We start from the raw sequence: 26,640 nt of genomic DNA, 5'->3' as shown, positions 1-26,640 counted from the left end.
ATCTTCCTGATGGGATTTCTGTTTCTGTTCTTCGGCTATATGGGCGTGCCGGTGGCCTTTGCCCTGATCGCGTCCGTGCTGATGGTGACGGCGTTCACGCCGGTCAGCCTCGCCTCGATGATGGCGCAGCTGTTCAACGGGATGGATACCGAAGCCCTGCTCGCGGTGCCGTTCTTCCTGCTGGTCGGCGATCTCATGACCTCGGCGAACGTCACCGTCCGCATGATCAAGTTGTCGCAAACGATGGTCGGGCATTTGCGCGGCGGTCTGGCGCAGGTGGTGACGATCTTCAGCATGTTCTTCGCGGGCATTTCCGGCTCGTCCGCCGCCGACGTCGCCATCCTGTCGCGAACGCTGGCGCCGGAAATGAAGCGGGAAGGTTACGACCTCGCCTTCACGGCGGCGCTGATCGCTTCGGCCTCGACAATGGCTAATCTCATCCCGCCCAGCATCATGGCCGTGGTGTATGGCGCGACCGGTAACGTGTCGATCGGCGGGTTGTTTCTCGGCGGCGTGGTGCCTGGCGTGTTCGTGGGCATCGGGTTGATGATCTACAGTTTCTTCTTCGGGCCGGTCGGCATCAAGCGCGAGCGCGCCACGTTTGGCGCGTTCGCAACCGCGACGAAGGAGGCGGCCGTGCCGCTGATGATCCCGTTCATCATCATGGGCGGCATCCTGACCGGCCAGTTCACGCCGACCGAAGCCGGCATCATCGCCGTGGCCTACATCGTGTTCGTGGCAATCCCGTTGCTCAATCGCCGGCATTACCGGCACTTGCCGCACGATATGGCGATGACCGGATTGCTCTATTCCATTCCGCTCATCACCATCGGCGCCGCATCGGTGTTCGGCTGGATGCTGGCCTATCTGCGCGGGCCGGCAGTGGTATCAGGCTGGATTTCGTCGGCAGCCGGCGGCGATCCCTTTCTGATCATGCTGTTGCTGGTCGCCCTGTTCGTGGTGGTCGGCGACTTCATCGATGCGATTCCCGCGATCATCATTTTCATGCCGATCATCGACGATCTGACCAAGAACGCCGATATCAATCCGGTGCACATGGGCGTCGTCATCATCGTCACGCTGGCATTCGGGCTGATCACACCGCCTTACGGGCTGGCGCTGCTGATGGCATCGAAATTCGTCGGGGTGCGCTTTGGCAGAGCGATGCTGGCATCGTTGCCCATCTACATCGTGTTCTTCGCCGCGATCGCGTTCTGCATCTTCTTTCCCGAAGTCGTGCTGTGGCTGCCCAAGCACCTGCTTCCGGAATCGGTCGGCTGCTTCAAAAACCCCAGCGGCGCCGGCTATATCTGTCCCTGAGAGGATCGATGTGCCGCAATAATGGTCGTCCCCGCCGGCAGGCCTGCCGGAGCGAAACCATGAGCCAGGGAAACGGGCCGCGCTTCTCGTCAAAATTCTGATCCGTTCCCGTTAATTGGTGCTAGTCTTGTTGCGTTGATCTTCTAGACCATGGATGGGGACGTCCGATGTATAAGAAGGTTCTTCTCGCCTATGACGGTTCGGTCGAGGGGCGGCGCGCGTTGCGGGAGGGCGCAAAGCTCGCACAACTCTGCCGTTCCGAGGTCTTTTTGCTCGCCGTCGTCGAGGTTTCCTCGATCATGACGCCGGAGGCCGGGCTTACGATCCCGATCGAGCTGCAGACCGAGGATTACAAGGCCATCCTGAACGAAGGCACCGAGCGGTTGAAGGCGCTGGGATTTTCGCCGACCGCACGGCTCGAGGTCGGCGATGCCGGGCAGAAAATTGCCGAGGTTGCCGAAGAAATCGGCGCGCATCTCGTCGTCGTAGGCCACCGCCCGCAGGGGGCGCTGGCGCGGTGGTTCGGCTCGATCGGCAGCTATCTGGTCAAGCGCCTGCGCTGTAGCGTGCTGGTGGCCCAGACCGAGGTCAGCGATGCCGAGTTCGAGCGGCTGAAGCCTGAAGAAACGGCAGCCTCGGGATAGACCGAGGCCGAACTTAAGTCGTGGGAACGATGATCTTGCCGATCGGCCATAGCGCGATTCCGGCAAGCTTCAGGTGTGCCCAGGCAAAGGGAATGCCGATGATGGTCACGGCCAGCACCACCGCCGTTATGACATGCCCGAGCGCCAGCCACCATCCCGCCAGCACCAGCCAGATGATGTTGCCGATCACGCCGAACGGTCCGGTGCCGATATCCTCCTGCCCGGTATAGGCATCGCGGGAGATCGCCGTGAAGCCGAACGGGAACAAGGTGTAGGCCGCTATATTGAACGCAGCTCGCGCCCAGGGAATGCCGATGATCGTGATCGCCATGACGACGGCGGCGACCAGCCAGCCGAACGCCATCCAGGCGCCGCCGAGAACGATCCAGATGATGTTGAGAAGCAGCGAGACCGGTGACATGGCTAAAACTCTATCTTGGCGTGGGCGCGATTGAAATCGAAAATCGCTCTGCAGGGGGAACCCGATTGCCCCGGGATTCGCAGGCGCTAAACTCAGGGCTGAACGACCCGGCAACAAGTGTCGACAGGGAGAAGCGTTCATGCGTCAGCTCGAATTCGGCTGGTATCTGCCCACGCATGGCGACACCACGGCCTATGGCCTGATGGACGCGCAGATTCCGGGCTCTCCCGAACTGTGCGGCTGAAGCGGCCGGCTTCGAATATCTCCTGATCCCGGTCGGCTCGGTGTGCTGGGAAGCCTGGATCACCGGCGCGTTCATGGCGGCGCGTTCGTCGTCCATCAAGCCGCTGATTGCGGCAAGGCCGGGCTACATCAACCCGGTGCTGCTGGCGAAAATGATCTCGACCTTCGACCAGATGTCGGGCGGGCGCATCTGCATCAATTTGATCGCCGGCCAGAACGAGAGCGAGGTCGAAGGCGAGGGCGTGCGCTACCCCAAGGAACAGCGCTACGCGCTGATGGAGGAAGAGGTCTCGATCCTGAAGGCGCTGTGGACCACGCGCGGACCGCTAAACTTCGAAGGAAAATTTTACAAACTTTCGGCTGCGCATATCCGGCCGCGTCCGCACCAGCAGCCGTTTCCAAAATTCTATCTCGGCGGCGGCTCGCGCCAGGCCTGGGAATTATCCGCCAAGCATTCCGACGTGCATCTGTTCTGGGGCGACCTGCCGGAAAAGATCGCCTCGAACATTGCCGAGATCAGGGAGATGGCGCGCGCGCATGGCCGCGAAAACGACATCGGCTTCGGCATGAGGCTGCAGGTGGTCTGCCGCGAGAACGAGGCGGACGCCGGGGAGGCTGCCGATCAACTGGCGCGCCACGCCACCGAGCGGCAGAAGCAGGAAATCCAAACGCTCTACAACAAGTCGGAAGCGAACCTGCGCGTGCAGCAGCTCGCCCGCGAGCATGGCGACCTGTTGCTGCCGCATCTGTGGACCGGCATCACCAAGGTTCGCCCCGGTGCCGGCATCGCCGTCGTCGGCAATCCCGTCCAGTGCGCCGACACGCTGCAGCAATTCATCGATGCCGGTTGTCATTCGTTCTGCCTGTCCGGCTATCTGCATGACGATGAGGCCGAGCGCTTCGGCCGGCTGATCCGGCCCGTTCTCGCCGAGAACAATCGCGGCCGGTGGGCGGCGTAACGCGGGGACGGACGCGGCGTCCATGTTGCAGTGCGTCCGTTGACGCCGGGCGCATTGCTGCAGTGCGCTCAAGCAAGGCTTTTATATCGCTCGCGGTGGTGTGGGCCCGGCGCTAAAGTTGAGGCGCGAATTTCAACCGGGTACCGCCAAATGAGTGGATCGAGTTCGGTACTTGTGTGGAGCTCCGCTCTGGAGGACTTCGCGCTGTTTCGAACGCTCAGTTCCGAACAGCGGCTGAAAACGCTCAACGCCATGGTCCGCCAGGATCTGGTGCGCGGGCAGATGCTGGTCGCGCAAGGCGGGCCCTCGGATTCGCTTTTCCTGGTGCTGCATGGTGCGCTCGCGGTGCGCAAGACCGGCTATCTCGAACCGATCGCCGAGCTTCGGACCGGCGAACTGGTGGGCGAGATCGGCTTCTTCGCCGATGTCCCGCGCACGGCGGACGTGATCGCCATCCGCGACACCAGCGTGCTGGCATTGACGCGTCCTGCCTACCAGAAGCTCGTCGAGGAAGCCCCCGCCATCGTCGAGGCGCTGCTCGCGGCGCTGGCGCGGCGGTTCGCCAGGGAGACCGCGCGCATCGCACCGTTCCCAACCTCGCCGAAGGCGCGAACGGTGGCGCTGATCGACGGTGGATTGGAGCCGCTGCCGGGCGATTTCGATCGCCGGATGCGGGACGGGCTGGCCGCGACCCATGCCGAGATCATCGACGCCGGCCGTCTCGACACAATGTTTCCCGGCCGCGCGCTCGATGCGCACGAAGTCACCGAATGGCTCAACAAGCTCGAACACACGGCGCCGCTGGTGGTTTATCTCGCTGGCCGCGACGCCTCGCCTTGGGCGCGCAAGGCGATCCGCCAGGCCGACATGGTGGTGTTCGCGTGTCGCGGGGAGGCGCCTGTCGCCGCATTAACTGACATCGAGGCCTTCGCCTGCGAGGTTCATTCCGTCTCGGCCAGACGCCTCGTTCGCATTCACGACAAGCGAAGCGGCGAGGTCTCTGGCACCGCGGCCTGGTTGGCCCGGCTGCCCGCCTTCATGCATCACCATGTCGCCCTCGAAGACCAGGTCGATATCGACAGCCTGATCCGTTTTCTGTGCGGCCGGGCGATCGGCTTCGTTGCCGCCGGCGGCGGCAGTTTTGGAACCGCGCATGTCGGAATCTACAAGGCGTTTCGCGAACGCGGCGTGATGTTCGATATTTTTGTCGGCACCAGCGTCGGCTCCGCGATGGTGGCCGGCTTTGCCAAAAATCTCGAAGCCGAGCATCTCGAGCGCGGCACGCACGAGATTTTCGTCAGGAGCCGAAGCTTTCGGCGGCCGACCTGGCCGCGCTACGCGCTGCTGGATCACAAGGCGTTCGATCGCGCGCTCGCCCATCAGTACGGCCCCGACTGCCGGATCGAGGATTGCTGGCGGCCTTTCGCCGCCGTCGCAACCAATCTTTCGACCCACAATCTCGAACTGATCCGGACGGGGCCGCTCTGGCAGGCGGTGCGCGCATCGAGCGCGATCCCCGGGCTGTTGCCGCCGTTCTACACGCCGGAGGGGGCGATGCTGGTCGATGGATGTCTCATCGACAATGTCCCGCTGGCGTCGATGCACCAGCTCAAGAGCGGTCCCAATCTGGTGGTGCATTTCGGCGAGCCGGCGGCGGAGATGTTCGACGTCGACTACGCGGCGCTCCCCGGACGGCTTGAACTGATCGCCGCCATGCTGACGCCGTTCCGCAAGAAGCTGCTGCCCGCCGCACCGAGCGCGGTGAACGTGCTGTGGCGAAGCCTCGTGGCGCATCAGCGCTACGATACGTTGCCGGTCGGGCCGTTCGATACGGTGATGCGACCGCCGCCTCCGGTCGGGATCGACGTGACGGATTTCGATCGCCACACCGAGATATTTGAAGCTTCCTACCTCTGGGCCAAAGAGGCCATCGCGGCGCTGGAGGCGGGAGGCAGCTCAGCCATCGCCGCCATGCTCGACACCGGCGCGCTGGAACGGCGTCAGGCGACGGCGGTCGCAGTCTCCAATCGCGCGCCCAGCAATCGCCTCGCCTCGGCCGCCGGCTTCGGCGCGCTGAACAGATAGCCCTGCATCTGGGTGCAGCCGAGCTGGCGCAGTATCTCGCGCTGCTGCTCGGTCTCGACGCCCTCTGCGGTCGTTGTCATGTGGCGGGCTGCTGCGATATTCACCACCGCCTGCACGATCGCAGCCGAGCTGTCGACCTCGATGTCGCTGACGAAGCAGCGGTCGATTTTGATCTTGTCGAACGGGAACCGCTTCAGATAGCTCAACGAGGAGAAGCCGGTGCCGAAATCGTCGAGCGCGATGCGCACGCCGATGGCGCGGAGTTGATGCAGGATCGCCAGCGCGCTTTCGTCGTCATGGATCAGCACCGCCTCGGTGATTTCGATCTCGAGCCGATCGGGCGGCAGGCCGGAGGCGGCAAGCGCGCCCGTGATCCGCAGCGCCAGCGTAGGCGACTTCAACTGGATCGGAGAAACGTTGACGGCGAGCCTGACCCGCGACGGCCAGCCGGCCGCCTCGGTGCAGGCGGTCTCCATGACCCAGTCGCCGAGTTCATTGATCAGGCCGGTGTCCTCGGCGACCGGAATGAATTCCGCCGGTGAGACCATGCCGCGTTCGGGATGACGCCAGCGCAAGAGCGCCTCGCAGCCCGTCACCTCGCCGCTCGCGAGATCGAGCAACGGCTGATAGTGGATTTCGAAGGCGCCATCGACCAGCGCCTGCCGCAGATCCTGCTCCATGGTGAGCCGCGCCTTGGCGCGGGCATCCATGGCAGGCTCGAAGAAGCGATGGATGCGGCGTCCCTCGGCCTTGGCGGCGTACATCGCAAGGTCGGCGTGCTTGATCAACTGGTCGAGTTCGGTGCCGTCCTCCGGTGCGAGCGCGATGCCGATGCTGGCGTCGGTGGAAAGATGATGGCCGAGGCATTGATAGGGCTGGCGTATCGCCTCGTAAATGCGGATCACGAATTCCTCGACGTCGGCGCGGCCGCAGACCGAGGTCTGAATCACCGCAAATTCGTCGCCGCCGAGGCGGGCAATGAGATCGCCCGGCTTGATGCAGTCCTTGAGGCTGGTCGCGACCGCCTTCAAAAGTTCGTCGCCGACATGGTGTCCAAGCGAGTCGTTGATGCCCTTGAATTCGTCGATGTCGATATAGAGCAGTGCGAATTGTTGGTCGCCAACGGCCTTGCGAAGCTCGCGCTCGATCTGCTCGCGGAACAGCACCCGGTTCGGAAGATCGGTCAGCGCGTCGTAATGCGCCAGATGCGCGATCTTCTCGTTGGCAAGCCGGCGCTCGGTAACGTCGTCGACGACGTTGATGATGTAACGCGCCTGACCCGCCGCATTGCGGATGCCAAGTCGCTTGGAGGTGACGTAGCGCGGGCCCATCCCCTGGGTTTCCCAGACATGCTCGTCCTTGAACAGGCCGTCGGGGGATTGCAGCGTTTTCTCCTCATCGGCCGCGATGAGGTCGGCGGCGGCTTTTGGAAAGATGTCGGAGGTCGTCTTGCCGATGATGAGGTCGCGAGAGATGCCGAACTGGGCTTCCGCCACGCGGTTGACCAGCAGGTAGCGCCGGTCGTGCACGTCCTTCACGGTGATCTGCGACGGGATGTGATCGATGATCTGGCTCAGGAAGGCGTAGTTGCGGTCGCGCTCCTGCTCGAGATTGCTCCGCTCGGTGATGTCTTCCATGGTGGCGACCCAGCCGCCGTCCGCCAAGGGCTTGCTCACCTCCATGAAAGAGCGTCCGTCAGGGCATTGCATGATGCTGTGGTCGACCTGGCCGCGCGCGATGTTTTGCATGACGGTAGAGCAGAAGCCGTCGACGTCGCCGGCGAACGATCCGCAGTCCTTGCGGTGCTGCATCAGGTCGCGGAAATGACAGCGCGGCTTCACCACGTCGGTCGACAAATGATACATGTCGATGTAGCGCCGGTTGAAGGTAACGAGTCGCGCCGAGGCATCGAACGTCACCAGGCCCTGGATCATGTTGTTTAGGGCCGTATCGAGCCGGCCCCTTTCCGCCTCCAGCCGTTGCTGCGCCTCGCGGTTCTGCCGGGTGATCTGCCTTATGATCAGGAACAGGATCAGGGCGATCACCGCAGCCGCCAGCGTTGCCGCGATGACGAGAAACCGGGTTTGCTCGCGCCAGTCGGCAAGCGCGGCGGTAACCGTGTTGGTTGCGACCACCACGCCCGAGTAGTGGCCGAGCGGGGCTGCAGATCCCAGCCTGTCCGTCTGGTCGATCGGGCTTTGTACGCGCAGCGTCTGCCGGGTGCCTCGCTCCCGGACGCGCTGCAGCAGCGGCGCCTTCGCGAAATTCTGGCCGATCAGTTCGTCGACCCGCGGATAGCGCGCCAGCAGGGTGCCGTCGGCATGAAACATCGAGATGGCGGCGCCTGTTCCGAGTGCGACGGAAGCGAAGAATTTTTCGTAAGTGGCGGGGTTGATGCGCCGCGTCATCACGCCGAGGAAGATGCCGTCCTCGCCGCGCAGTCGATGGGCGATGACGGAATTCAGATTGCCGGTGAGATAGCTGCGAACCGACTCGGCCAGAATGGATGGCGATCGTGAATCGAATTTGAAGCTCTTGAAGTAGGCCCGCTCGGAAATGTTGAGCCTCGGCGCCGGCAGCGGCCGCGACCAGTTGATCATGTCTCCATTGGAATCGAAGATGGAGATGTCGCCGAGGTAGGACAGGACGCCGGCCTTGGATCTCAGGATCTCGTGCGATTCGGAGCTCGCAACACGTTTGCGGAATTCCTTCTCCGAGGCGATGCTGGAAATTTGCAGCCGGGAAATCACGTCGCCGGCGAGCGTGTCGGAGTCTTCGAACTGCTGGTCGAAGTGACGGGTAAGCAGGACGACGGTATTCTCCAGCTCGCGTTCGCTGTTGCGAAGTGCGCGCTCGCGGAATTCACCGGTCATCATGATGGTGCCGACGAAAATCGCCGCGACCAGCAAGCCGCCGCAAAGGGTCAGCCACAACACCGGGCCCCGGATGGTCGCGGCAAGGTGCCGCCCGGTGGCTGCGGATCGGGCCTTCATGCCATGCAGGTGGTGAAACAGACCGCGCATTCTCCCTTCTCCCGGGAACATGCATACGATGGGCGGATGTCATAAGCTGTTAGGAAATCCGGTTACCTAAGGCTTAATCGCGTGTCCTTCGGGTGCGATCGCGGGAAGAAGCGGTATTCTACGGCTTCTGCCGTCCTGCCGGCGGAAATGAAGCGCGCGTCCGCGGCAAGCAGCCTACCCCTCAGCGGCGATAGCCGCCGCTGCGGGAGTAGGCGGCGCGGGTTTCCGGCGCGGGGCGGCTAACGAGGCCAGCGCGCGCCTCGCTGGCGCGCGGGGTCGCCAGCTTGAGGTCTTCCAGGAAGATCGGCCTCGAGAAGTAGTAGCCCTGGGCGTAGCGGATCTTGGTCGCGGCCTGCAGATAGGCCAGTTCCTCGAAGCTTTCGAGCCCTTCGGCGATCACGGTCATGCCGAGCGCTTCGCTCAAGGACTCGATCGCCCGCAAGATGCCCTGGCTGCGGGGGCGCTTATGGATGTCGGTGATGAAGGAGCGGTCGATCTTGATCTCGTCGGCGGTAATGTCGGCCAGCGCCGACAGCGACGAATAACCGATGCCGAAATCGTCGATCGAGATCTTGACGCCGAGCTTGCGGAAGATCGGCAGGATCTCGTCCTGGAAATGCGCCTTGGTGACGAAGGCGTCTTCCGTCACCTCTATCATGAAGCGCTTTGGAAATCCCGTGGCCTCGAGCGCCTCAGCGAACGGTCGCATGAATTCGGGATTGCCGGCCTGTTTGGCCGCGACGTTCATGCTGATCGTGACGTCGGGGCCGAAGGTCTCGTTGATCAGGTCGACCGACTTGACGATCTCCGCCAGCACCAGATGCGTCAATTCGTCGATCAGGCCCAGTTCGGTGGCAAGGTTGATGAAGGTGCTGGGGGCCTGAATCACCCCCTCGTCGTCGCGCAGGCGCACCAGCGCCTCGACGCCCGTGACCTCCTGGGTCCGGATATCGACCTTGGGCTGGAAGGCGCAGCAAAAACGCTTCTCCAGGATAGCCAGCCGCAGCGATTGCTCGATCTTCATGCGCGCCAGCGCCTCGCGCTCCATGCTGGCATCGAAGAACGCCGCGGCGCCCTTGCTGCCGTTCTTGACGCGGTACATCGCGATGTCGGCGTTCTGGCGCAGCACCTCGTAGCTGCGCCCGTGTTCGGGATAGAGGCTGACGCCGATCGAGGTCGAGGCGAATATCTCGGATTGGTCGATGAAGAATGGCGCCTTCAGCCGCTGCAGGATGAAGTGGATGTACTCTTCGACCTCGGTGTCATTCTGAATTGGGTTGAGCACCAGCACGAACTCGTCGCCGCTGATCCGCGACAGGATATCGGATTCGCGCAGGTCCAGCCCCAGCCGCTTGGCCATCTCCACCAGCAGCGCGTCGCCGACCGGGTGTCCGTAATAGTCGTTGATGTGCTTGAAATTGTCGATGTCGAGAAACGCCAGCGCGAAACGGCCCTGTCCGTTGTCGTACTTCAGCAGACTGTTGACGCGATGTTCGATCACGCGCCGCGTCGGCAAGCCGGTCAGCTCGTCGTAATAGGCGGAGCGGAACAGGTGATCCTCGAACGCCTTCTGTTCGCTGATGTCGGTCGAGCTCGAGATCAGCAGATTGCGCCCGGCGACCTGGACGGGCCGGTGCGAGGTGAGAAAAACCTTTTTGGCCGGACCGCCGGCAATGGCTTCTTCCAGCACGGCCGGGCGGCCGGTACGCAGCAATTCGAGGCAGGTTTCGCGGCGATCGCTCAATTGCGAGGCCGACGGCGCCGCGGCGGCCGCCTCCAGGATGGCGGTCGCGGCATCGTTCATCAGCACGAACTCGCCGTGCTCGTCCTGAACCGTCACGCCGGCCGGAAGCAACCTGAAGATATCCCGCAGGATGTTCAATTCGGATTCAAATATGCTTTCATCACCGGCTTGCGTCGCCGCCGTCCGAAAGTCGTGCTTGTTGGGACTATGCATGCCACGGAGATTGGCAAAGTCCCTTGTAGCATTGGTTAAGCGGAACTGCGAAAAACCGTAACAACCGTAGAAGTCAGTGATTTCCAGCGGAGTTGGACTTGATCGTCATTAACAGAATGTCAACGCCGACGGAGAGGGCTGCTTGCGAAGCGAATGTCAGTTCGCGCGTTTTCAGGATCGCGACGGAGATTTTGCGTCGGGACTTCGCTGGAAACCGGTCTAATTCGCGGGAATCCGGCATTGCATCGTGCAATGCACGCCGGTCTTCAGGAAGCGGATCTCCGTCTTGCCGTCGAACGCGCGAAGCGCCGATTGCAACAGCTTGGTGCCGAAGCCCGCAGGGCCGACGTTTTCGACCACGGGACCTTCCGTTTCATCCCAGGTGACGTTGAGGCGATTCTCCGACACCGACCACGACACCTGCAACAGCCCACGCGCCGAAGAAAACGCGCCGTACTTGCCCGCATTGGTGGCCAGTTCGTGAAAGATCAGCGCCAGGCTGACTGCCAGTTGGGCCGGCAGGAACAGCGGATCGCCGTTCAAATTGAACCGGACGTGACCGTACGGCCCGAGTTCGGAATGCAGCATGTCCTTGATGTCGCAGCCGCTGCCGTCCAGCCGCGCGATCAAATCGTCGGTCGCCGACAGCGCGCGGAGGCGGCGATCGATGCTGCCCCAGATCTGCGGCTGGTTCTGCAGCACCTGGTGCAGCACGGCGTGGATCGTCGACGTCTTGTTTTTGAGCCGGTGCTGCAATTCCTCGACCAGGAGCTTGCGGTATTCCTCTTCCCTGATCAAGCGTTTCGAATCTTCCTGCTGTTGCGCGACGATCGTTCGGTAATGCTCGACGCCCCAGATGGCGAACCCGCAAACCGCCCAGAACATCAGGAGCAGCGCAAACCGCGCGGAATCCGCAATAGAGCTATCAAAATTGACGGTGACGCCGAGCAGGCCTCCAGCGATGGCCGTCGCGATCCCGATCCTGGCGCCGCCGATGGCGGTGGCCAGGAACACGGCCGGGAAGTAGGGCGTGAAGAATACGTCGGGGCGGATCAGGGAGACTCCCCACCGGGCGATCGTCGACAAGACGAGGCAGCCGGTCGCGAAGGCCGTGCTGAAAAGCAAGGAAGGCTGGGAGATTCCCTGCCATCCGCGTCTGAATTCGTCGATCAATTTCTTCATCGGTATTGTCACTTCACGTGATCAGCGAATCCAAAATAAGGCCGATCATAGCGAAATTCGGGTATTTCGGAGCCGTCGACGGCAGCAAGGCCGGCTCAGTGCCGGGTGATCGCGGTGGAACAAGCTCGCTTGCCATGTCCACGAGGGGCGGGGATATTGATGTCAACAATATCGACAGGGGATAACGACATGGGACGGCTGGACGGCAAGGTGGCGGTGATCACCGGTGCGACGAGCGGCATCGGACTGCACACTGCGGAACTATTCGTCGCCGAAGGCGCAAAAATCGTGATCGCCGGGCGCCGCGCGCCGGAGGGCGAGGCGCTGGCCAAAAAGCTTGGGCCCAACTGCATCTTTCGCCAGACCGATGTCACCGCGGAAGAGCAGATGAAGGCACTGATCGGCCTTTCGGTGGAGAAATTCGGCCGCATCGACTGCCTGTTCAACAATGCCGGCGGTCCGGCGCAAACCGGCGGCATCGAAGGCCTCGAGGTCGAGCGTTTCGACGCCGCGATGGCGACGCTGGTGCGCAGCGTGATGCTCGGCATGAAATATGCGGCCCCCTATATGCGCAAGCAGCGTTCCGGCAGCATCATCAACAATGGCAGCATCGCCGGGACGCTGGCCGGCTATTCGTCGTCGATGGTCTATAGTGCGGCAAAGGCCGCCGTTATCCATTTGACCAGATGCGTCGCGATGGAGCTCGGCGAATCCAACATTCGCGTCAATTCGATTTCGCCCGGCGCAATTGCGACCGGCATCTTCGGCAAGGCGCTGGGCCTGTCGGTGGAGGCCGCCGAAAAGACCCCCGCCGTCATGCGCGAGGTCTACAAATCGGCTCAGCCGATCCCGCGCGCCGGTTTGCCGGAGGATATTGCGCACGCCGCGGTGTTTTTGGCGAGCGACGAATCCTCCTTCGTCAACGGCCACGATCTGGTGGTCGACGGCGCCATGATCGGCGGCCGCAATTGGAGCCAGCAACAGCAGGGCTATGTGACCCTGCGCAAGGCATTCGATCAGGGTGCCGGGTGAGGGAGAGACACAAATGTCTGCAACATTCCGCCTGTCACCGACATCGGACGGCCGTCCGTTCTACCTCGCCATCATCGCCGGCCTCGCCTGCGCCTTCGTCATCGGCAAGACGCTGCCATCGACCATGGACGCGATCTCGGCGGTTATCGAGCCGCTGTGCGCAAACAGTGTCTCGTCGGGCTCGACACAGGATGTCGTCGAGCCGATCTCATCGCATGCATTGCCGAACGTGCCGGGCAAGCGCGTGACGATCGTGCGCGTGTTCTATGGCCCCGGCGGGTTCACGCCTGCGCACCGGCATGGCGGTTCGGTCACCGCCTATGTCACCAAGGGCGAAATCCGCTCGCAATTGGCGGGCGGTCCGGTCGAGACGTTTGGGGTCGGTCAGTCGTTCTTCGAGCCGCCCGGCACCGTGCATCTGGTCTCGGCCAATGCCAGCATGACCGAGCCCGCGGAATTGATCGCGGTGTTCGTGGCCGACGAGGGCGCGCAACTCACGACGTTCGTGGATTAGCAGCGCGGCCACGTTCTCAACTCGTCATGCGCGGGCTTGACCCGCGCATCCATCGAAAGAATCAAGCGAAGCGTGATGGATTGCCGGGTCAAGCCCGGCAATGACGGCTAGACCGCCTTCACCACCACGCGCAAGCCATCCCGCGGTTTCGGGATCGGCCACATCTGCCAATCCGCCTTGTAGCCGGGCTCCAGCGACACCTCCAGATTCTGCAGGAAATGCCGCGCGAAACATTTCGCCTGCATGTAGGCGAAGTGCAGGCCGAGGCACATATGCGCGCCGCCGCCATACGGCACCCAGGCGAAGCGATGGCGGGTGCGCTGCGCTTCGTCGGAGAAACGCATCGGATCGAACTTGTCCGGTTCGTGCCAGATCTCCGGCATGTGGTGCGTGAACAGCGGGTTGACGCCGATCAGCGTGCCGGCAGGAACGTCGTACCCCCTAAACGAAAAGTCGCGCACCGCGCGGCGCGGCATCGACGGCACCGGCGGCTTCAGCCGCAGCGCTTCCTTGAACGCCATTTCCGACAGCGGCATCTTTTCGAGATTATCGATGCTGGAGGGATCGTTGGCCTCGATGCCGAGGCCTTTGACTTCCTCGCGCAACTGCTGCTGCCATGCGGGGTGGGCGGCAAGCTCGCCGACAAAGGAGGTCAGCGACGATGTCAGCGTGTCATGCGCCGCCATCATCAGAAAACTCATGTGGTCGATGATATCCTGGGTCGACAGCAGCGCGCCGTCCTCGTGCGTCGCCTGGCACAGTTGCGAGAACAGGTCATCGCCGCCGCCCCGCGCGCGGCGAATCGGAATCTGCTCGCCGAAGTAGGCAACGATCCGCTTGCGGCCTGCAACGCCGCGGCCCATCTGCGTGAACGGCAGTGGCCGCCGGATCGGCGCCACGGCTGCGGCCACCATGTCGATGAAGGCGCGGGTGATCTCGTCGACCTCAGGCCCGATGTCGGCGCCGAGGAACGACGTCGCCGCCAGATCAAGCGTGAGCTGCTTCATCGCCGGATACATCAGCATCTCGCCCGGCCGCGCCTTCCACTGCTTGACCCGCGTGGCAATGCCGCGGTCGAGATCGACGAGGTAGGACTTCATCGGCCCCGACTTGAACGCGACCGACAGCGCGCGGCGGTGCAGGCGGTGCTCTTCAAAATCCAGCAGCATCAGCCCGCGCGGAAACAACAGGCCGAGGATCCGTCCCCAGCCATGGGTGGAGGAGAACATGCGCGCCTGGTCGAACAGCACGAGCTCGTTGGCCTCGGGCCCGAGCATCGTCACGCTGGTCTCGCCGAACAGATGGGTGCGGTAGATCAGACCGTATTTGGCGGCCGACTTCTCAATCTGTCCTTTGGGGTCGGCCAGCACCGCCAGCGTGTTGCCGATGAACGGCCAACCCTCGTTGCCGGGAATGTGCCTTAACGCCTTGGGGTTCGGCGGCACCGGGATAGTGACGGGGGAAGCCACACTGTGCATCGACATGGCAATTGCTCCGGTTGAGCCTCGCAAATCGCAAATATTATCCCAAATATTATCCATTGTATCGGCGGCTTTGTCGCGGCCTTAAATATTGGCGCGGGCGGGCCAGGGTCCAGCCGGCCGCAGGTAAATAACTCTTTGTTTCAATGCGGCAAAGCGTGCGCCTGCCGGGCAAAGCTGCTAGCCCCGCCATTGCGACCCGTTGGCTCGCAATGGCGGTGGTAGACCCGCATCGAATTGGCCGATCACGCCTTGCGCTTGGCGGCTTCCTTCTGCAGGTCGGGCGCGTTGATGGTTGGGATCGCAACGCGGCCGGGGCCGGTATGGGCAAGGGCCGCTGCGGCCTTTTCGTTTTCCATGATTTTCGCCATCACGGCCTGGCCTGCACGCTCAAACACCGCGCGGTTCTCGATCACGAATGTCTGCGACTCGCGCAGCTTGGCGACGTAGCCGTTGATCTCAGGGATCACGTAGCGCGCCACCATGTCCCAGCTTCGGCGGGTATTTTCCGGGTTGGCCCAGTCGTGGACGAAGCCGATAATGGTGCCGACGCCGCCCGAGACCTGCATCAAATTCTTGATGGTTTTGACCAGGTCATCAGGCGTGCCGATGGTGGAGGCGGCGTTTTCGCCACCGGCGGTTTTCTCGATCGCATCCTCCGGCGAGGTGAACGGCTCCAGGCCCGGCCGCTGCAGCGTGCGGACATTATATTCATTGTGCCAGCGCATCAGGCCGGGGCCGGCCTCGTGCTGCGCCTGCTCGCGGGTCTCGGCGATGTGCCAGGAGAGCAGCACGCGCCAGTCGGAGCGGCTCACGGTGGTGCCGGCCTTCTTCGCGGCGTCCTCGGCAAAGCCCCACTGCGTCGGCAGCGCCATCAGGCCCTGCGTCGACATCGAGCCGAGCGAGATGATGCCGATGCCGTATTTGCCGGCGAGCGTCATGCCCGACGGCGAAATCTGCGACGCCACCACGAACGGCATGTCCTCCTGCAGCGGCAGCAACTGCAGCGCGGCGTCGTTCATCGTGAACCAGTCGCTCCTGGCGGTGACGCGTTCGCCCTTGAACAGGCGGCGGATGATCGCGATCGCCTCGTCCTGGCGGTCGCGCTGCGTCATCGGGTCGATGCCGAGCGTGTGCGCATCGGAGGCCAGCGCACCCGGGCCGGAGCCGAAGATCGCGCGGCCGCCCGTCATCCAGTCGAGCTGCACCATGCGCTGCGCGACGTTGTAGGGATGGTGATAAGGCAGCGAGATCACGCCGGTGCCGAGCTTGATGCGCTTGGTGCGTTCGCCGGCAGCCGCTAGAAACATTTCCGGCGAGGCGATCATTTCCCAGCCCGAGGAATGGTGTTCGCCGCACCAGAATTCGTCGAAGCCGAGCGCGTCGATCTGCTCGACGAAGTCGAGGTCGCGGCGGAACTGCAGCAGGGGATTTTCGCCGATCGGATGATGCGGGGCGAGAAAGGCTCCGAACTTCAGGCGTGCCATGCGTGTTCCTCTCCGGATTGATTTTGCTTTTTGGAATTGCTCAGGCCCCAAACTACGGGGAGGGCAAGGGCAAGGCAATCCTCGAAGCCGGGCGGCCAGCGCATGGTTGTCGCGCAAAGACAGGCGACATGCCGCAGCCCGGAATTCCTGTGCTTCTTCTTCTCACGGCGCGCCGCGTACGGCATCGCCGGCGACATCAGAATTGCACGGCCTCGAGACTGACCTTCCACGTCTCCTTGGCCGACGACAGCGTGATCAGCGTCTCGGTTCGCTCCACGCCATTCACCGCCTTGATGGTTTCGGTGAGAAACCCTTCGAGATCGCGCGTGGTGCCGACTCGAACTTTGAGAAGGTGATTCCAGGCGCCGGTGACGTGATGGCACTCCAGTACGTCGGGTGAGGCCTTCACCTTCTCCGGAAATATCGCCTCGACCTTCGGATTGCTCCAGCCCACCATGATGAAGGGCGAGCAGATTGAGCCCCGCCGCTTCCGGCGCGACGTGGGCGTGATACAAGGGAGGCCTGTCGCCAACGATCCTTTGTGAAAAGTCGGCGCTGTATTATTCTTCGAAGCCGGTCAATCGGCTCGGCTGGCGCTGCTTGCTGCGTGCGCACTGTTTGCGTTGTCGATTATCGCCTGCGCCGCATTCCTGACATGGACGCGCCAGGTCACGGGATGACAAATTAACGTCATCTGCCAAAATTTGATTGTGGGGAATGACAGTGCACGGCCTTTTTATTTCGCAGTGCAGCAACTATCTGTTCTAGGTAACGTGATTAAGAAAAATCGCCCCAGAACAATCGCCCCAGGAGCCATCTTGTCGCTCGCGAAGAACGTCGAATTCTTGCGCCATTTCCCGAAGCTGAACGGGTTCAATGGCTTGGGAATCTATGGCCGAACCGTTTCGCCGTCGGGGCGGAGTCCGCTGGTTGAGATCAGCGGATTTGGCACCAATCCCGGCGCGCTCAAAATGTTCGCCTATGTGCCGGACCCGTTGCCGCGCGCGCCTGCGCTCGTCGTCGTCCTGCACGGCTGCGGCCAGACCGCGGCCGGTTACGACTTCGGCACCGGCTGGTCGACACTCGCCAAACGCTATGGCTTTGCGTTGCTGATGCCCGAACAGCAGGCCTCGAATAACGCCAACACCTGTTTCAACTGGTTCAATCCGGGCGACATCGCGCGCGGCCGCGGCGAAGCCGCTTCGATCCGGCAGATGGTCGCGCGGATGGTCGCCGATCAAAAAATCGATTCCCGCCACATCTATATCACCGGACTTTCCGCCGGCGGCGCGATGACGTCGGTGATGCTGGCTGTCTATCCGGAAGTGTTCGCGGGCGGCGCCATCATCGCCGGTCTCCCCTACGGCATCGCCAGCAATGTCCGGGAAGCGCTCGGCGGCATGATGCAGTCGACGTCGCGCCCCGCCGGCAAATTGGGCGATCTCGTCCGCAAGGCCTCCAAGCACAAGGGCCCGTGGCCGAAAGTGTCGGTGTGGCACGGCAGCGCCGACCGCACGGTGAATCCCGGCAACGCCAACGAAATCGTCAAGCAATGGCTCGACGTTCACGGTCTGCCATCAGCGTCGATGTCGGCCAGCGATGTCGACGGCCATCCGCGCGAGGTCTGGTGGAACGCCGACGGCGAGACCGTCGTCGAGTCCTACACCATCACCGATATGGCCCATGGCACGCCGCTGGGCTTAGCCGGCAATGACGAGCCCTATGGCGCGGAAGGCGCGTTCCTGATCGAAGCGGGGATCTCGTCGTCCTATCACATCGCCAACTTTTTCGGCCTGACCGAGCGCGTCAGCCAGCCGAATGAAGCTGCAGTCAATAGTGCGAAGCGCGCGGCGCCAATCGCTCCTTCGGCCGCCACCGCTTCCCTGCAGTCGTCTGACCTCGCCGCCACGCTCTGGTCGCGGGCCCACAAGCCGGTTCGCCAACCCGAGCCGGCGCCGCGCGAACCGAAGCGTCGCGGCATCGATGTCGGCGCCGTCATCACCCGCGCCCTGACGGCCGCGGGACTGATGAAATAACCGCTCCGGCCATCAAGCCCAGCGGAATTAAATTCCGATCTCGCCGGTGATGAACGGGTTGGTCAGGCGCTCCTGGCCGATGCTGGAGCCGGCGCCGTGGCCGCAGATGAAGCCGACGTCGTCGCCGAGCGGCAGCAGCTTTTCCTTGATCGAGTTGATTAGCGTGGCGTGGCTGCCGCCAGGCAAATCGGTGCGTCCGACTGAGCCGTTGAACAGCACGTCGCCGACATGGGCGAAGCGCAATTCCTTGTTGAAGAACACCACGCTGCCCGGCGAATGGCCGGGGCAGTGCAGGATGTCGAACGTGAGATCACCGATCGAGACCTGCTCGCCTTCGTCGAGCCAGCGGTCGGGCCCGAAATTGCGCACATCGGTCATGCCGAAGCGCTCGCCGCTGCTCACGACATTGTCGAGCAGGTATTTGTCGGCGATATGCGGACCCTCGATCTTCACCTGCAGCGCATCGCGCAAGTCGGCGGCGCCGCCGACATGGTCGATATGGCCGTGGGTGAGCCAGATCTTCTCGACCGTGACGCCGGTCTGCTTGATTGCTTCCAGAATCTTGGGAACGTCCCCGCCGGGGTCGATCACCACGGCCTTCCTGGAAGGCTCGTGCCAGATGATGGTGCAGTTCTGCTCGAACAGCGTCACCGGCACGATCATCGCGCCGGCCTTCGCCTGGGTCTCTATTTTATCATCCATGGCAGGCACCATATTCTACCTTGAAAAGGGGTCAACACGGGCCGGAACCGGCATGTGGCCCGTTTCAGTCCGTGATAGGTTTGCACAGACGGATATCTAGTAGCGAAAGCCGGAAATCGCATCGGTCAGATCGCGATTTCGACCGGGATGCGCAATTCATGAACCAAGCCTCCAAATCGCCGCTGGGCGGTCCCCGTACAACTGCCCGCGCCTTCTTTGTCAGCGAGCGCCTCAATGCGTCGGGCCTTGAACGCGGCGATGTCCTCTCCACGACACCCCTTGCCTTTCGCGTCAATCAAGACGGCGGCGTCGCGATCTTGTTTCGCTATGGCGTTGTGATTTTGATCGGCCTCAATGCCCTGGAGGAGGAAGAATTCCTTCGTAGCCTGCAATCGCGCATGACAGGGGTATTCGCAAGGCGCGACGAGGAAATGGCCGTCGTTGAACTCGGCTCGGACAAGGAGGACCAGGTTCCGCCCGGCGGACCGATTTACCTGCAAAGCTTCTCGCCGGAGCGCCTGATTTTGGTTGGCGAGGCGCTTGCGAAGAGCGTCGTCCTGGCGCGACATGAGCGGGAGGTTGCCAGCGTGTTTGACGCCACGGAGCCGTTCTCGCGGGAGCTGGCGCGCAGCGGCCGGATGGGTGGCGGCCGCCGCTCGATCCTGAAGCATATTGGCAATGCGCTGCTGGTGCGGCATCGAGTGTCAGGGCCGGTCGAAGTAGCGGAGAAACCCGACGTGCTGTGGGACAAGCCGCATCTTGAGCGGCTCTATGCCCGGCTGGAGGACGAGTACGAGCTCAAGGAGCGTGCGGAATCGCTGAACCGCAAGCTCGCCGTGATCGCCGAGAGCGCGCAGGTGTTGACCGATATCATCGACACGCGGCGTTCGCTGCGGCTCGAAGTGATTATTGTGCTCCTGATCCTGTTCGAAGTGATTATCACGATCTACCAACTCGCCATGGGCCGGCATCCCTGAGCATGGCCGTCATTCCGGGTTGCTGGCGCTCGCACTCCCGGAATGACGCGCGGGAGAAACCTACCGCTTGATCTGCGCCTTCAGCGTATCCTCGACCACACGGTCGAACGATGACGCTTTCGGTGGCGCCTTGGCGCGCTGGTCGGCGACGTACTTGTCGCGTTTCGCCACCAGCGCCGCCAGTTTTTCGTTGAGCGCCTTGCGCTGGCTCATCTGCTTGCTGACTTCCTCGACGCGCTGTTCAGGCTTCATCGCGCGCAGATTATCCGGCAGGTCTTCTTCCTTGATGGCGGAAAAGCTGCTGCGGCCGGCCGAGACATCAGCGACGAGATCGCCATCGCCGGTGACGGCTTCCGACGTCGCCTTGGAACGCTTGTTGAGGTAGCTCGCCATCTCCGAGGCCTGCGCCGGCGCGGCGGCGGCGACCTCGGACAATTGCTTGGTCTTGCCCTCGGTGCGCTTCTGCAACGCGCGCGGTCCGTAAGGGATCACGGTGCCGTTGATCTCCCGCTGCAGGATGATGATGTCCTCGTCGTAAGGGGTTTCGATGATCACGACCTGGCCGCCGTCCTGCGGGATCGGGATGAAGCGGCCGTTGCCGTTCCGGGCGATATCGCGCCACACCCGCTCGGTATCGCGGGCCTCGCCGGCCAGCACCGCATTGACGATGATGTCCTTCTGCTTCGCCACCGACAGCGTGACCGGATACTTGCTATCCTGCGCGTAATCCATGTGCGGCGGCGCATCGCCGACCAGGAACACGATCCGCCTGATGTCGCCGCCGGTGGTCCATTGCAGCTTGTTGACGGCCACATCAAGCGCCTCATTGACGCTCTCCGGCCAGTCGCCGCCGCCGCGGGCTTTCAGTTCCAGAAGGCTGGCGTAGAGATCCTGGATGTCGGTGGTGAGTTCGACCTTCCTGGTGACGTAGTCGTCGCCGATGTCGCGATAGGCGACGAGGCCCATGCGGATGTCGGCGTCGGGGTTGGAATCGACGATGGCGGTCGCGATCGACCAGATCTTGCGCTTGGCGCCTTCGAGCAGGCCGCCCATCGAGCCCGTGGTGTCGAGCACGAACGCCACTTCGACGGCGGGCTTTGCAACGGCCGACGACAGGCCGGCGGACAGGAACGGGGCAGTGAGAGCGAGGGCAAAAGCTGATGTAGCGATGCGTGGCATCGTTGGATCTCCTCCAGTGTTTTGTCCCTCGAAGCCAAGGTTCCCTTGGCTTCACGGTGCGCTGAGGTCCAAAAAAGGGCGGGCGGCGGACAAATTTGTGGCCGGCTTTGCGTCGGACTTGGCATCGCTGCTGGGTGGTCGTCGTGAAATCGGATAGGGTTCACGACTATGGAATCGCCCGCCCGCCAGATCAGCCTCGTGCCGCCGTTAGACCGCCGCCAGTCGGAGACGGCGCTGGCGATCGCGCGCGGTACCGCGCGGCTACTGCGATCGCTGGGGTTCTCCTGCATCAGCGAGCTGCCGTTGCCCTCGGGGCGACGCGCCGATCTGGTGGCGCTGAACGAGCGCGGCGAAATCTGGATCGTCGAGATCAAGTCGTCGGTGGAAGACCTGCGCGCCGACCAGAAATGGCAGGACTACCGGATGCATTGCGACCGGCTGTTCTTCGCCTTCACGCAGGACCTGCCTTGCGAGATCTTCCCGCAAGATACCGGCCTGATCATCGCCGATGCCTACGGCGCCCATCTGCATTGCGAGGCGCCTGAGCATCGCCTGCCGGCGGCGACGCGCAAATCGATGACGGTGCGTTTTGCCATGGCCGCAGCCCAGCGGATCAACCGCCTGGTCGATCCGCAAGGGCATGGGGAGTTCTGAGAGACGGTGCTTACCTCTCCGCACACGATCAGCGTGTGTCCGGCATGTCACCCCCTAACTAACGTTTGGCTCGGTCCTCCCAGTCCTCCCACTCGACATCATGGACTTCCAGGTAGCCGGAAACGGCTGCGCCGATGGTTGGGAAAAAGCAATTCTCGCCAAGCTGTGCCAATAAACCGAATTTCTTCAGCTTGTCCTTTACGGGATCCTTGAGTTCGGCAAAACAAAGCTCGATACCCTGTGCATGCAACGCCTCGTCCAATTCGGCGAGCGTATCGCCGGCGGTGACGTCCACGCCAGTGACCGGCTCCGCCGCAACCACCAGCCAGTGTACCGGCGTCGGCGATTTCGCCACCGCGTCCAGAGCGCGCTCCTTGAAGAATTCAGCGTTGGCGAAGAACAGCGGCGCATCCCATCGGAACAGAACCAGCCCGGGGATCTGCCGTGCATCCGGATATCGCGTGATGTCGTGATAACCTTTCACGCCGTCGGCGCGGCCCAGTACGGCGGAGTGCGGGCGCCAAGCGTCCCATAGAAACTCGGCAATGGCGATAGCGATTGCCAGACCTATTCCCGGAATCACTCCGAGCGCGACGACGCCGGCAAAGCAGACGATCGATAGCCAGAACTCCCACGGCTGAATGCGGAAGATCCGCTTGAGGTCGGTGACCTCAATCAAGCTGATCGCAGCGGCGATCACGACAGCGGCCAACGCAGCGTTGGGCAAATACTGAAGCAGGTTGGGTGCCACCAGCAGAAGGAAAGCGATGGCAACCGCGCCAACGATGCAGGTCAGTTGAGTGCGGGCGCCGGCGGCTTCTGCAACAGGCGTACGCGAACCGCTGCTGCTGATCGGGAAACCCTGAAAAAGGCCGGTTGCCAGATTGGCGGCGCCGAGCGCCACCATCTCCTGGTTGGGATCAACATGATCGCCCAATCGCGCCGCATAGGCCCGCGAAAGCACGCTGGTATCGGCAAAAGATACCATCGCGATCGCGCAACCGCCGATCAGCACCGGGACTATATCGCCCGGACCGATCCAGGGAACGGCGAAACCCGGCAGACCCTGCGCAAGGGGACCCAGAACTGTCACGCCGTAACGCGCCGCAAGATCCAGCGCAGCGACGGCGGCCGTTGCCGCGACGACTGCAATCAGAATGCCTGGCAGCCGCTGGTATTTCTGGAGCAGCAGGATGACCGTCAACGTGCCGAGCCCAATCCCGAAGGCCACCCAGTTGGTCTTTCCTTCAAGGATTGCACCGGTGATCGCCCACAAGCTCCGCAAAGAGCCTTCGCTTTCGATCGAGAAGCCGAACAGCTTTGGCAACTGGCTGATCAATACGGTCAATGCAATTCCATTGATGTAGCCGTAGCGTATCGGCTTGGAGAGAAGCTCAGTCACAAAGCCCAGGCGCGCGATGCCTGCCAGAATGCAAACCGTCCCGGAAACGATTGCCATCATGGCGGCCAAGGTTGCAGCGCGGACGGGATCGCCGCCAGACAACGGAACGACGACGCCAAGGATGATAGCTGCAAGCGCCGAGTCCGGTCCGAGGACGAGGATGCGGCTTGGCCCGAACAATGCGTAGACAAAGAGCGGTATGATCGTTGCGTACAGGCCGTAGATGCCGGGCAAGCCCGAGGCCTCCGCGTAGGCAATGCCAACCGGGATCAGCATGGCTGACAGCACGAGCCCGGCGAGGATATCGTGCCTGAGCCACGCCGCTTCATATCGACGGAGGGTGTCGAGACCTGGCAGCCAGCGGATCCAATGCTTCATTGCCGGTCACTCCCAAGCCCGGCCGGGCGCGCTTGGGCTCGCGCGCCGTTGCGACCGGTCTTCACGCATACCCCGCCGTGCAAGATTTTCCGTTAAAACACCGGATTGATCATAGCCGATGCCTTCGGCGCGCATCGGCATTGCCAGACGCCGGAGCATCGCCTACCGGCGGAAAAACGCGCAAGTCGATGACGGTGCGCTTTGCGATGGTGGCTGCCCAGCGGATCAACCGCTAGGGCACGGGGAGTTTTAACGGGTTCGAAGGAAGCGGTTAGAGCTTCCGGCCCAACTGCTTCTCGACCTGTTGCCGTTCCCATTCGCCATTCAGGAACGGAATTTTGTCGAACGTCCGCAATCCGTGCAACAGCAGGCCGATACCCCAGCCGAGCGCAATCCAGACAACCCAGTAGGACCGGGGATACACGAAGAAATTGACCGCCGCGAGGAAGCCGACAGTGATGGCGTATTGGGCCAAGTGAATATAGAAGCCTTTTACCTTGCGGACGTGCGACAGGGCGAGGGCTTCATCGGCGCTGACATTTTGGCTAACAGTGGGGTTCATTTCTGGCTCCTTGAGATCGGAAAAATCGATCTGAAAGGCCGCCCCAAGCGATTTCAAAGATTCGATGCTGGCGGGCTGGCCCCGCTCGATGCGCTGGATGGTGCGCACGCTGAGGCCACTCAACTCGGCCAGTTGTTCCTGTGACCAGCCGCGCTGCAGCCTGAGTTTTTGTATCAGCATGGGGGACCCTTCAGTCAACGGCTGAAATTTGGGCCGAAAGGGCATAGGACAACACGTCAGCAACCCGTCAGTGACCCGACATCACCCCGACTTTGATGACAGCAGGACGACGGCCGCTTTCGGCAAACCTGGAGAGGCCCCAAAATGACCGGGGATTGAAGGCGGGGGGACTACCGCGGCGCGCGTTTCGCCAGAATCCGCTGCAAGGTGCGGCGGTGCATGTTCAGCCGCCGGGCGGTTTCGGAGACGTTGCGGTTGCACATCTCGTAGATGCGCTGGATGTGTTCCCAGCGCACGCGATCCGCCGACATCGGATTTGACGGCAGCTCGGACTTCTCGGTGCCGCTGGCGAGCAGCGCCGCAACGACGTCGTCGGCGTCCGCTGGCTTCGAGAGATAATCCACCGCGCCCATCTTCACCGCCGTGACGGCAGTGGCGATGTTGCCGTAACCAGTCAGCACGATGGTGCGCGCGTCGGGGCGCTTGCGCTTCAGCGCCGACACCACGTCGAGCCCGTTGCCGTCGCCAAGCCGCAGGTCCACCACCGCGAAGGCCGGTGCGGCCTTGTTGATCTGGGCCAGCCCGTCGGACACGGTGTCGCAGGATGTCACCGCGAAGCCGCGGGTTTCCATCGCGCGCGACAGGCGCTCCAGAAATGGCTTGTCGTCCTCGACGATCAGCAGCGAGCGGTCGGCGAGATCGTTCAGTTCGGCGATGGCGTTCAAGTCGGCTATCCCCCGGTTGCGGATATAAAGGATATGGCGTGGCAATTTTGCGCTGCCAAGGCCCCCAAGTCGATCGGTTCCTTTTCCCTGATGCCTGGGACAGTTCTAATCTGCTGGCCCGGCAGGACTTTCCTCGGTTTCGAAGCGGGCGCGGGGCCAGGCGATCTGCACCACGGCGCCGTGATCGGGAAACGTCCGGTTGGAGAACGAAACCTTGGCGCCGGTCCGTTCCAGCAGCGTGCGGGCGATGAACACGCCAAGGCCGAGGCCGGCGCGTTCGCGGTGGGCCTCATCGGCGCTGCGGCGCCTCGATAAATAGGGTTCTCCGATCCGTTTCAGCATATCGGGCGCAATGCCCGGGCCGTCGTCCGAAATGACGATTTCGACCGTATCGGCGTTCCACCAGGCGTTCACCTCCACGGTCGTCCGTGCGAAATCGACGGCGTTCTCCAGGATGTTGCCGACGCCGTAGAGGATTGCCGGGTTCCGAGCGACGACCGGTTCCCGCGTGGCTGCGACAGCTAGCCGCACCTTGATCGCGACGTCGAAATCGCGATGCGGCGCCACCGCCTCCTCGATCAGCGTCGACAGCGGCATGAGGTCGAACGGCGCGCCGGAGGAGGAAAGCTGGGTGAGCTTGGCCAGGATGTCGCGGCAGCGCTGCGCCTGTTCGCGCAGGGTTTTCAGGTCGGACGCCAAGGGGTCGTTGCCGTCGACCGTCTTTTCCAGCTCCCGCGAAATCAGGAAGATCGTCGACAGCGGCGTGCCGAGTTCATGCGCGGCAGCGGCGGCGAGGCCATCGAGCTGGGTCAGGTGCTGCTCGCGCGTCAGCACCAGCTCGGTCGCGGCCAGCGCATCGGAAAGCTTCCGCGCCTCCTCGTTCGCCTGGAACGCATAGAGGCTGGTGACGCCGATCGCGAGCACGATCGAGAGCCAGACCCCGAACAGATAGATCGGTGGCAGCACCAGCGGATCTTCGCTGTCCCACGGCAGCGGCAGATTGAAGAACACCAGGCCCGAAGAGCATGCGACCGCGAGCAGGCCGAGCCCGACCGTCATCCGGACCGGCAGCACCGTCGCCGAGATCAGGACCGGGCCGAGGAACAGAAATGAAAACGGATTCTGCAAGCCCCCGGTCAGGAACAGCAGCGCCGCCAATTCGACGATGTTGAGCGCCAGCAGCGCCGCCGCATAGACCGGTTCCAGCCGCTGCATCGGGTTGAAGGCAACCTGCAGCGCGAGATTAAGAAGTGCCGAAACGCCAACAATTGCGACGCATGCAATGACGGGAAAGTCGAATTCCAGCCCATGCGCCACGATGAAGATCGCGGTGAGCTGGCCGAGCGCAGCCAGCCAGCGCAGCCGAAGAATCGTGTCGAGACGGACATAGCGGTGCGGAAGGCGGAAATCGGAGGTGGCGACGTCGGTCATTACTGGAGTTTAGCCGCGCGGGCGTGCGATCACAAACGCGCTGCTCACAGCTTCGATTCCCGCGCA

General features: G+C 62.8%; 22 protein-coding genes and 1 pseudogene. 10 read left to right on the top strand and 13 right to left on the bottom strand.

The window, feature by feature from the left end:
- The first annotated feature begins 9 nt into the window (after nt 1-9).
- Entirely contained in the window at nt 10-1,320 is a 1,311-nt protein-coding gene (locus V1279_RS34135) for a TRAP transporter large permease (RefSeq protein ID WP_334446699.1), read from the top strand.
- A gap of 167 nt (nt 1,321-1,487) precedes the next feature.
- Complete coding sequence (locus tag V1279_RS34130; RefSeq protein WP_334445067.1) at nt 1,488-1,964, top strand: universal stress protein; 477 nt, start codon at nt 1,488-1,490, stop codon at nt 1,962-1,964.
- 13 nt (nt 1,965-1,977) lie between these two features.
- Here V1279_RS34130 and V1279_RS34125 read toward each other — a convergent pair whose 3' ends face one another.
- Nucleotides 1,978-2,385 carry a YccF domain-containing protein gene (locus V1279_RS34125; protein WP_334445065.1) on the bottom strand — a complete coding sequence of 136 codons (408 nt, stop codon included), beginning with the start codon at nt 2,383-2,385 and terminating at the stop codon, nt 1,978-1,980.
- 284 nt (nt 2,386-2,669) lie between these two features.
- Between V1279_RS34125 and V1279_RS34120 the strand changes: the two genes are divergently transcribed.
- Together V1279_RS34120 and V1279_RS34115 are read left to right on the top strand one after the other, a co-directional pair.
- Nucleotides 2,670-3,587 carry an LLM class flavin-dependent oxidoreductase gene (locus V1279_RS34120; RefSeq protein WP_334445063.1) on the top strand — a complete coding sequence of 306 codons (918 nt, stop codon included), beginning with the start codon at nt 2,670-2,672 and terminating at the stop codon, nt 3,585-3,587.
- A gap of 150 nt (nt 3,588-3,737) precedes the next feature.
- Nucleotides 3,738-5,672 (top strand): patatin-like phospholipase family protein, encoded by a 1,935-nt coding sequence (locus V1279_RS34115; RefSeq protein ID WP_334445061.1) that lies wholly within the window; start codon nt 3,738-3,740, stop codon nt 5,670-5,672.
- Here the strand turns inward: V1279_RS34115 and V1279_RS34110 are convergent.
- The 3 genes from V1279_RS34110 to V1279_RS34100 all read right to left on the bottom strand — a co-directional run bounded on the left by V1279_RS34110 (nt 5,588) and on the right by V1279_RS34100 (nt 11,834).
- Entirely contained in the window at nt 5,588-8,695 is a 3,108-nt protein-coding gene (locus tag V1279_RS34110) for a bifunctional diguanylate cyclase/phosphodiesterase (protein WP_442894854.1), read from the bottom strand. The two genes, V1279_RS34115 and V1279_RS34110, sit on opposite strands and share 85 nt — an antisense overlap.
- Nucleotides 8,696-8,876: 181 nt before the next feature.
- A complete protein-coding gene (locus V1279_RS34105) occupies nt 8,877-10,652 on the bottom strand; it encodes a putative bifunctional diguanylate cyclase/phosphodiesterase (RefSeq protein ID WP_334445059.1) in 1,776 nt (591 codons plus the stop codon).
- A gap of 219 nt (nt 10,653-10,871) precedes the next feature.
- Entirely contained in the window at nt 10,872-11,834 is a 963-nt protein-coding gene (locus V1279_RS34100; RefSeq protein WP_334445057.1) for a sensor histidine kinase, read from the bottom strand.
- Nucleotides 11,835-12,023: 189 nt separating this feature from the next.
- On the opposite strand from V1279_RS34100, the gene V1279_RS34095 reads away from it, so the two are divergent.
- Nucleotides 12,024-12,866 (top strand): SDR family NAD(P)-dependent oxidoreductase, encoded by an 843-nt coding sequence (locus tag V1279_RS34095; RefSeq protein WP_334445055.1) that lies wholly within the window; start codon nt 12,024-12,026, stop codon nt 12,864-12,866.
- Between the two features lie 13 nt (nt 12,867-12,879).
- Nucleotides 12,880-13,380, top strand: coding sequence for a cupin domain-containing protein (locus tag V1279_RS34090; protein WP_334445053.1), 501 nt, complete (start codon nt 12,880-12,882; stop codon nt 13,378-13,380).
- A 107-nt stretch (nt 13,381-13,487) separates the two neighbouring features.
- On the opposite strand, the gene V1279_RS34085 is transcribed toward V1279_RS34090, so the two are convergent.
- The 3 genes from V1279_RS34085 to V1279_RS34075 all read right to left on the bottom strand — a co-directional run bounded on the left by V1279_RS34085 (nt 13,488) and on the right by V1279_RS34075 (nt 16,805).
- Nucleotides 13,488-14,864: a cytochrome P450 gene (locus V1279_RS34085; RefSeq protein ID WP_334445051.1), complete on the bottom strand. Its 1,377-nt coding sequence runs from the start codon at nt 14,862-14,864 to the stop codon at nt 13,488-13,490.
- A gap of 242 nt (nt 14,865-15,106) precedes the next feature.
- Nucleotides 15,107-16,348 (bottom strand): LLM class flavin-dependent oxidoreductase, encoded by a 1,242-nt coding sequence (locus V1279_RS34080; RefSeq protein ID WP_334445049.1) that lies wholly within the window; start codon nt 16,346-16,348, stop codon nt 15,107-15,109.
- 196 nt (nt 16,349-16,544) lie between these two features.
- Nucleotides 16,545-16,805 (bottom strand): Lrp/AsnC family transcriptional regulator, encoded by a 261-nt coding sequence (locus tag V1279_RS34075; protein WP_334445047.1) that lies wholly within the window; start codon nt 16,803-16,805, stop codon nt 16,545-16,547.
- A gap of 361 nt (nt 16,806-17,166) precedes the next feature.
- On the opposite strand from V1279_RS34075, the gene V1279_RS34070 reads away from it, so the two are divergent.
- Nucleotides 17,167-18,384: an extracellular catalytic domain type 1 short-chain-length polyhydroxyalkanoate depolymerase gene (locus V1279_RS34070; RefSeq protein ID WP_334445045.1), complete on the top strand. Its 1,218-nt coding sequence runs from the start codon at nt 17,167-17,169 to the stop codon at nt 18,382-18,384.
- 27 nt (nt 18,385-18,411) lie between these two features.
- Here V1279_RS34070 and V1279_RS34065 read toward each other — a convergent pair whose 3' ends face one another.
- Entirely contained in the window at nt 18,412-19,086 is a 675-nt protein-coding gene (locus V1279_RS34065; RefSeq protein ID WP_334445043.1) for an MBL fold metallo-hydrolase, read from the bottom strand.
- A gap of 158 nt (nt 19,087-19,244) precedes the next feature.
- Here V1279_RS34065 and V1279_RS34060 point away from each other — a divergent pair, with 158 nt between their 5' ends.
- Nucleotides 19,245-20,063 carry an RMD1 family protein gene (locus tag V1279_RS34060; RefSeq protein WP_334445041.1) on the top strand — a complete coding sequence of 273 codons (819 nt, stop codon included), beginning with the start codon at nt 19,245-19,247 and terminating at the stop codon, nt 20,061-20,063.
- A gap of 60 nt (nt 20,064-20,123) precedes the next feature.
- On the opposite strand, the gene V1279_RS34055 is transcribed toward V1279_RS34060, so the two are convergent.
- Nucleotides 20,124-21,242, bottom strand: a complete 1,119-nt coding sequence (locus V1279_RS34055) for a vWA domain-containing protein (protein WP_334445039.1) — start codon at nt 21,240-21,242, stop codon at nt 20,124-20,126.
- Between the two features lie 168 nt (nt 21,243-21,410).
- Here V1279_RS34055 and V1279_RS34050 point away from each other — a divergent pair, with 168 nt between their 5' ends.
- Complete coding sequence (locus V1279_RS34050) at nt 21,411-21,896, top strand: MmcB family DNA repair protein (protein WP_334445037.1); 486 nt, start codon at nt 21,411-21,413, stop codon at nt 21,894-21,896.
- Between the two features lie 58 nt (nt 21,897-21,954).
- On the opposite strand, the gene V1279_RS34045 is transcribed toward V1279_RS34050, so the two are convergent.
- Nucleotides 21,955-23,676, bottom strand: a complete 1,722-nt coding sequence (locus V1279_RS34045; RefSeq protein ID WP_334445035.1) for a SulP family inorganic anion transporter — start codon at nt 23,674-23,676, stop codon at nt 21,955-21,957.
- A 60-nt stretch (nt 23,677-23,736) separates the two neighbouring features.
- On the opposite strand from V1279_RS34045, the pseudogene V1279_RS34040 reads away from it, so the two are divergent.
- Nucleotides 23,737-23,912: pseudogene (locus tag V1279_RS34040) on the top strand (MmcB family DNA repair protein); the annotation flags it as partial.
- 35 nt (nt 23,913-23,947) lie between these two features.
- Here the strand turns inward: V1279_RS34040 and V1279_RS34035 are convergent.
- The 3 genes from V1279_RS34035 to V1279_RS34025 form a co-directional block, all read right to left on the bottom strand.
- Nucleotides 23,948-24,418, bottom strand: a complete 471-nt coding sequence (locus V1279_RS34035; RefSeq protein WP_334445033.1) for a helix-turn-helix domain-containing protein — start codon at nt 24,416-24,418, stop codon at nt 23,948-23,950.
- Between the two features lie 170 nt (nt 24,419-24,588).
- Nucleotides 24,589-25,143, bottom strand: coding sequence for an ActR/PrrA/RegA family redox response regulator transcription factor (locus V1279_RS34030; RefSeq protein WP_057852373.1), 555 nt, complete (start codon nt 25,141-25,143; stop codon nt 24,589-24,591).
- 105 nt (nt 25,144-25,248) lie between these two features.
- Nucleotides 25,249-26,574: an ActS/PrrB/RegB family redox-sensitive histidine kinase gene (locus tag V1279_RS34025; RefSeq protein WP_334445030.1), complete on the bottom strand. Its 1,326-nt coding sequence runs from the start codon at nt 26,572-26,574 to the stop codon at nt 25,249-25,251.
- Between the last annotated feature and the right edge of the window lie 66 nt (nt 26,575-26,640).

Origin of the sequence: Bradyrhizobium sp. AZCC 1610 (genome assembly GCF_036924515.1) — a bacterium.
Taxonomy (GTDB): Bacteria; Pseudomonadota; Alphaproteobacteria; order Rhizobiales; family Xanthobacteraceae; genus Bradyrhizobium.
Note: the sequence above shows the minus strand (reverse complement) of the source record. Positions and strands in the feature narration are given on the sequence as shown.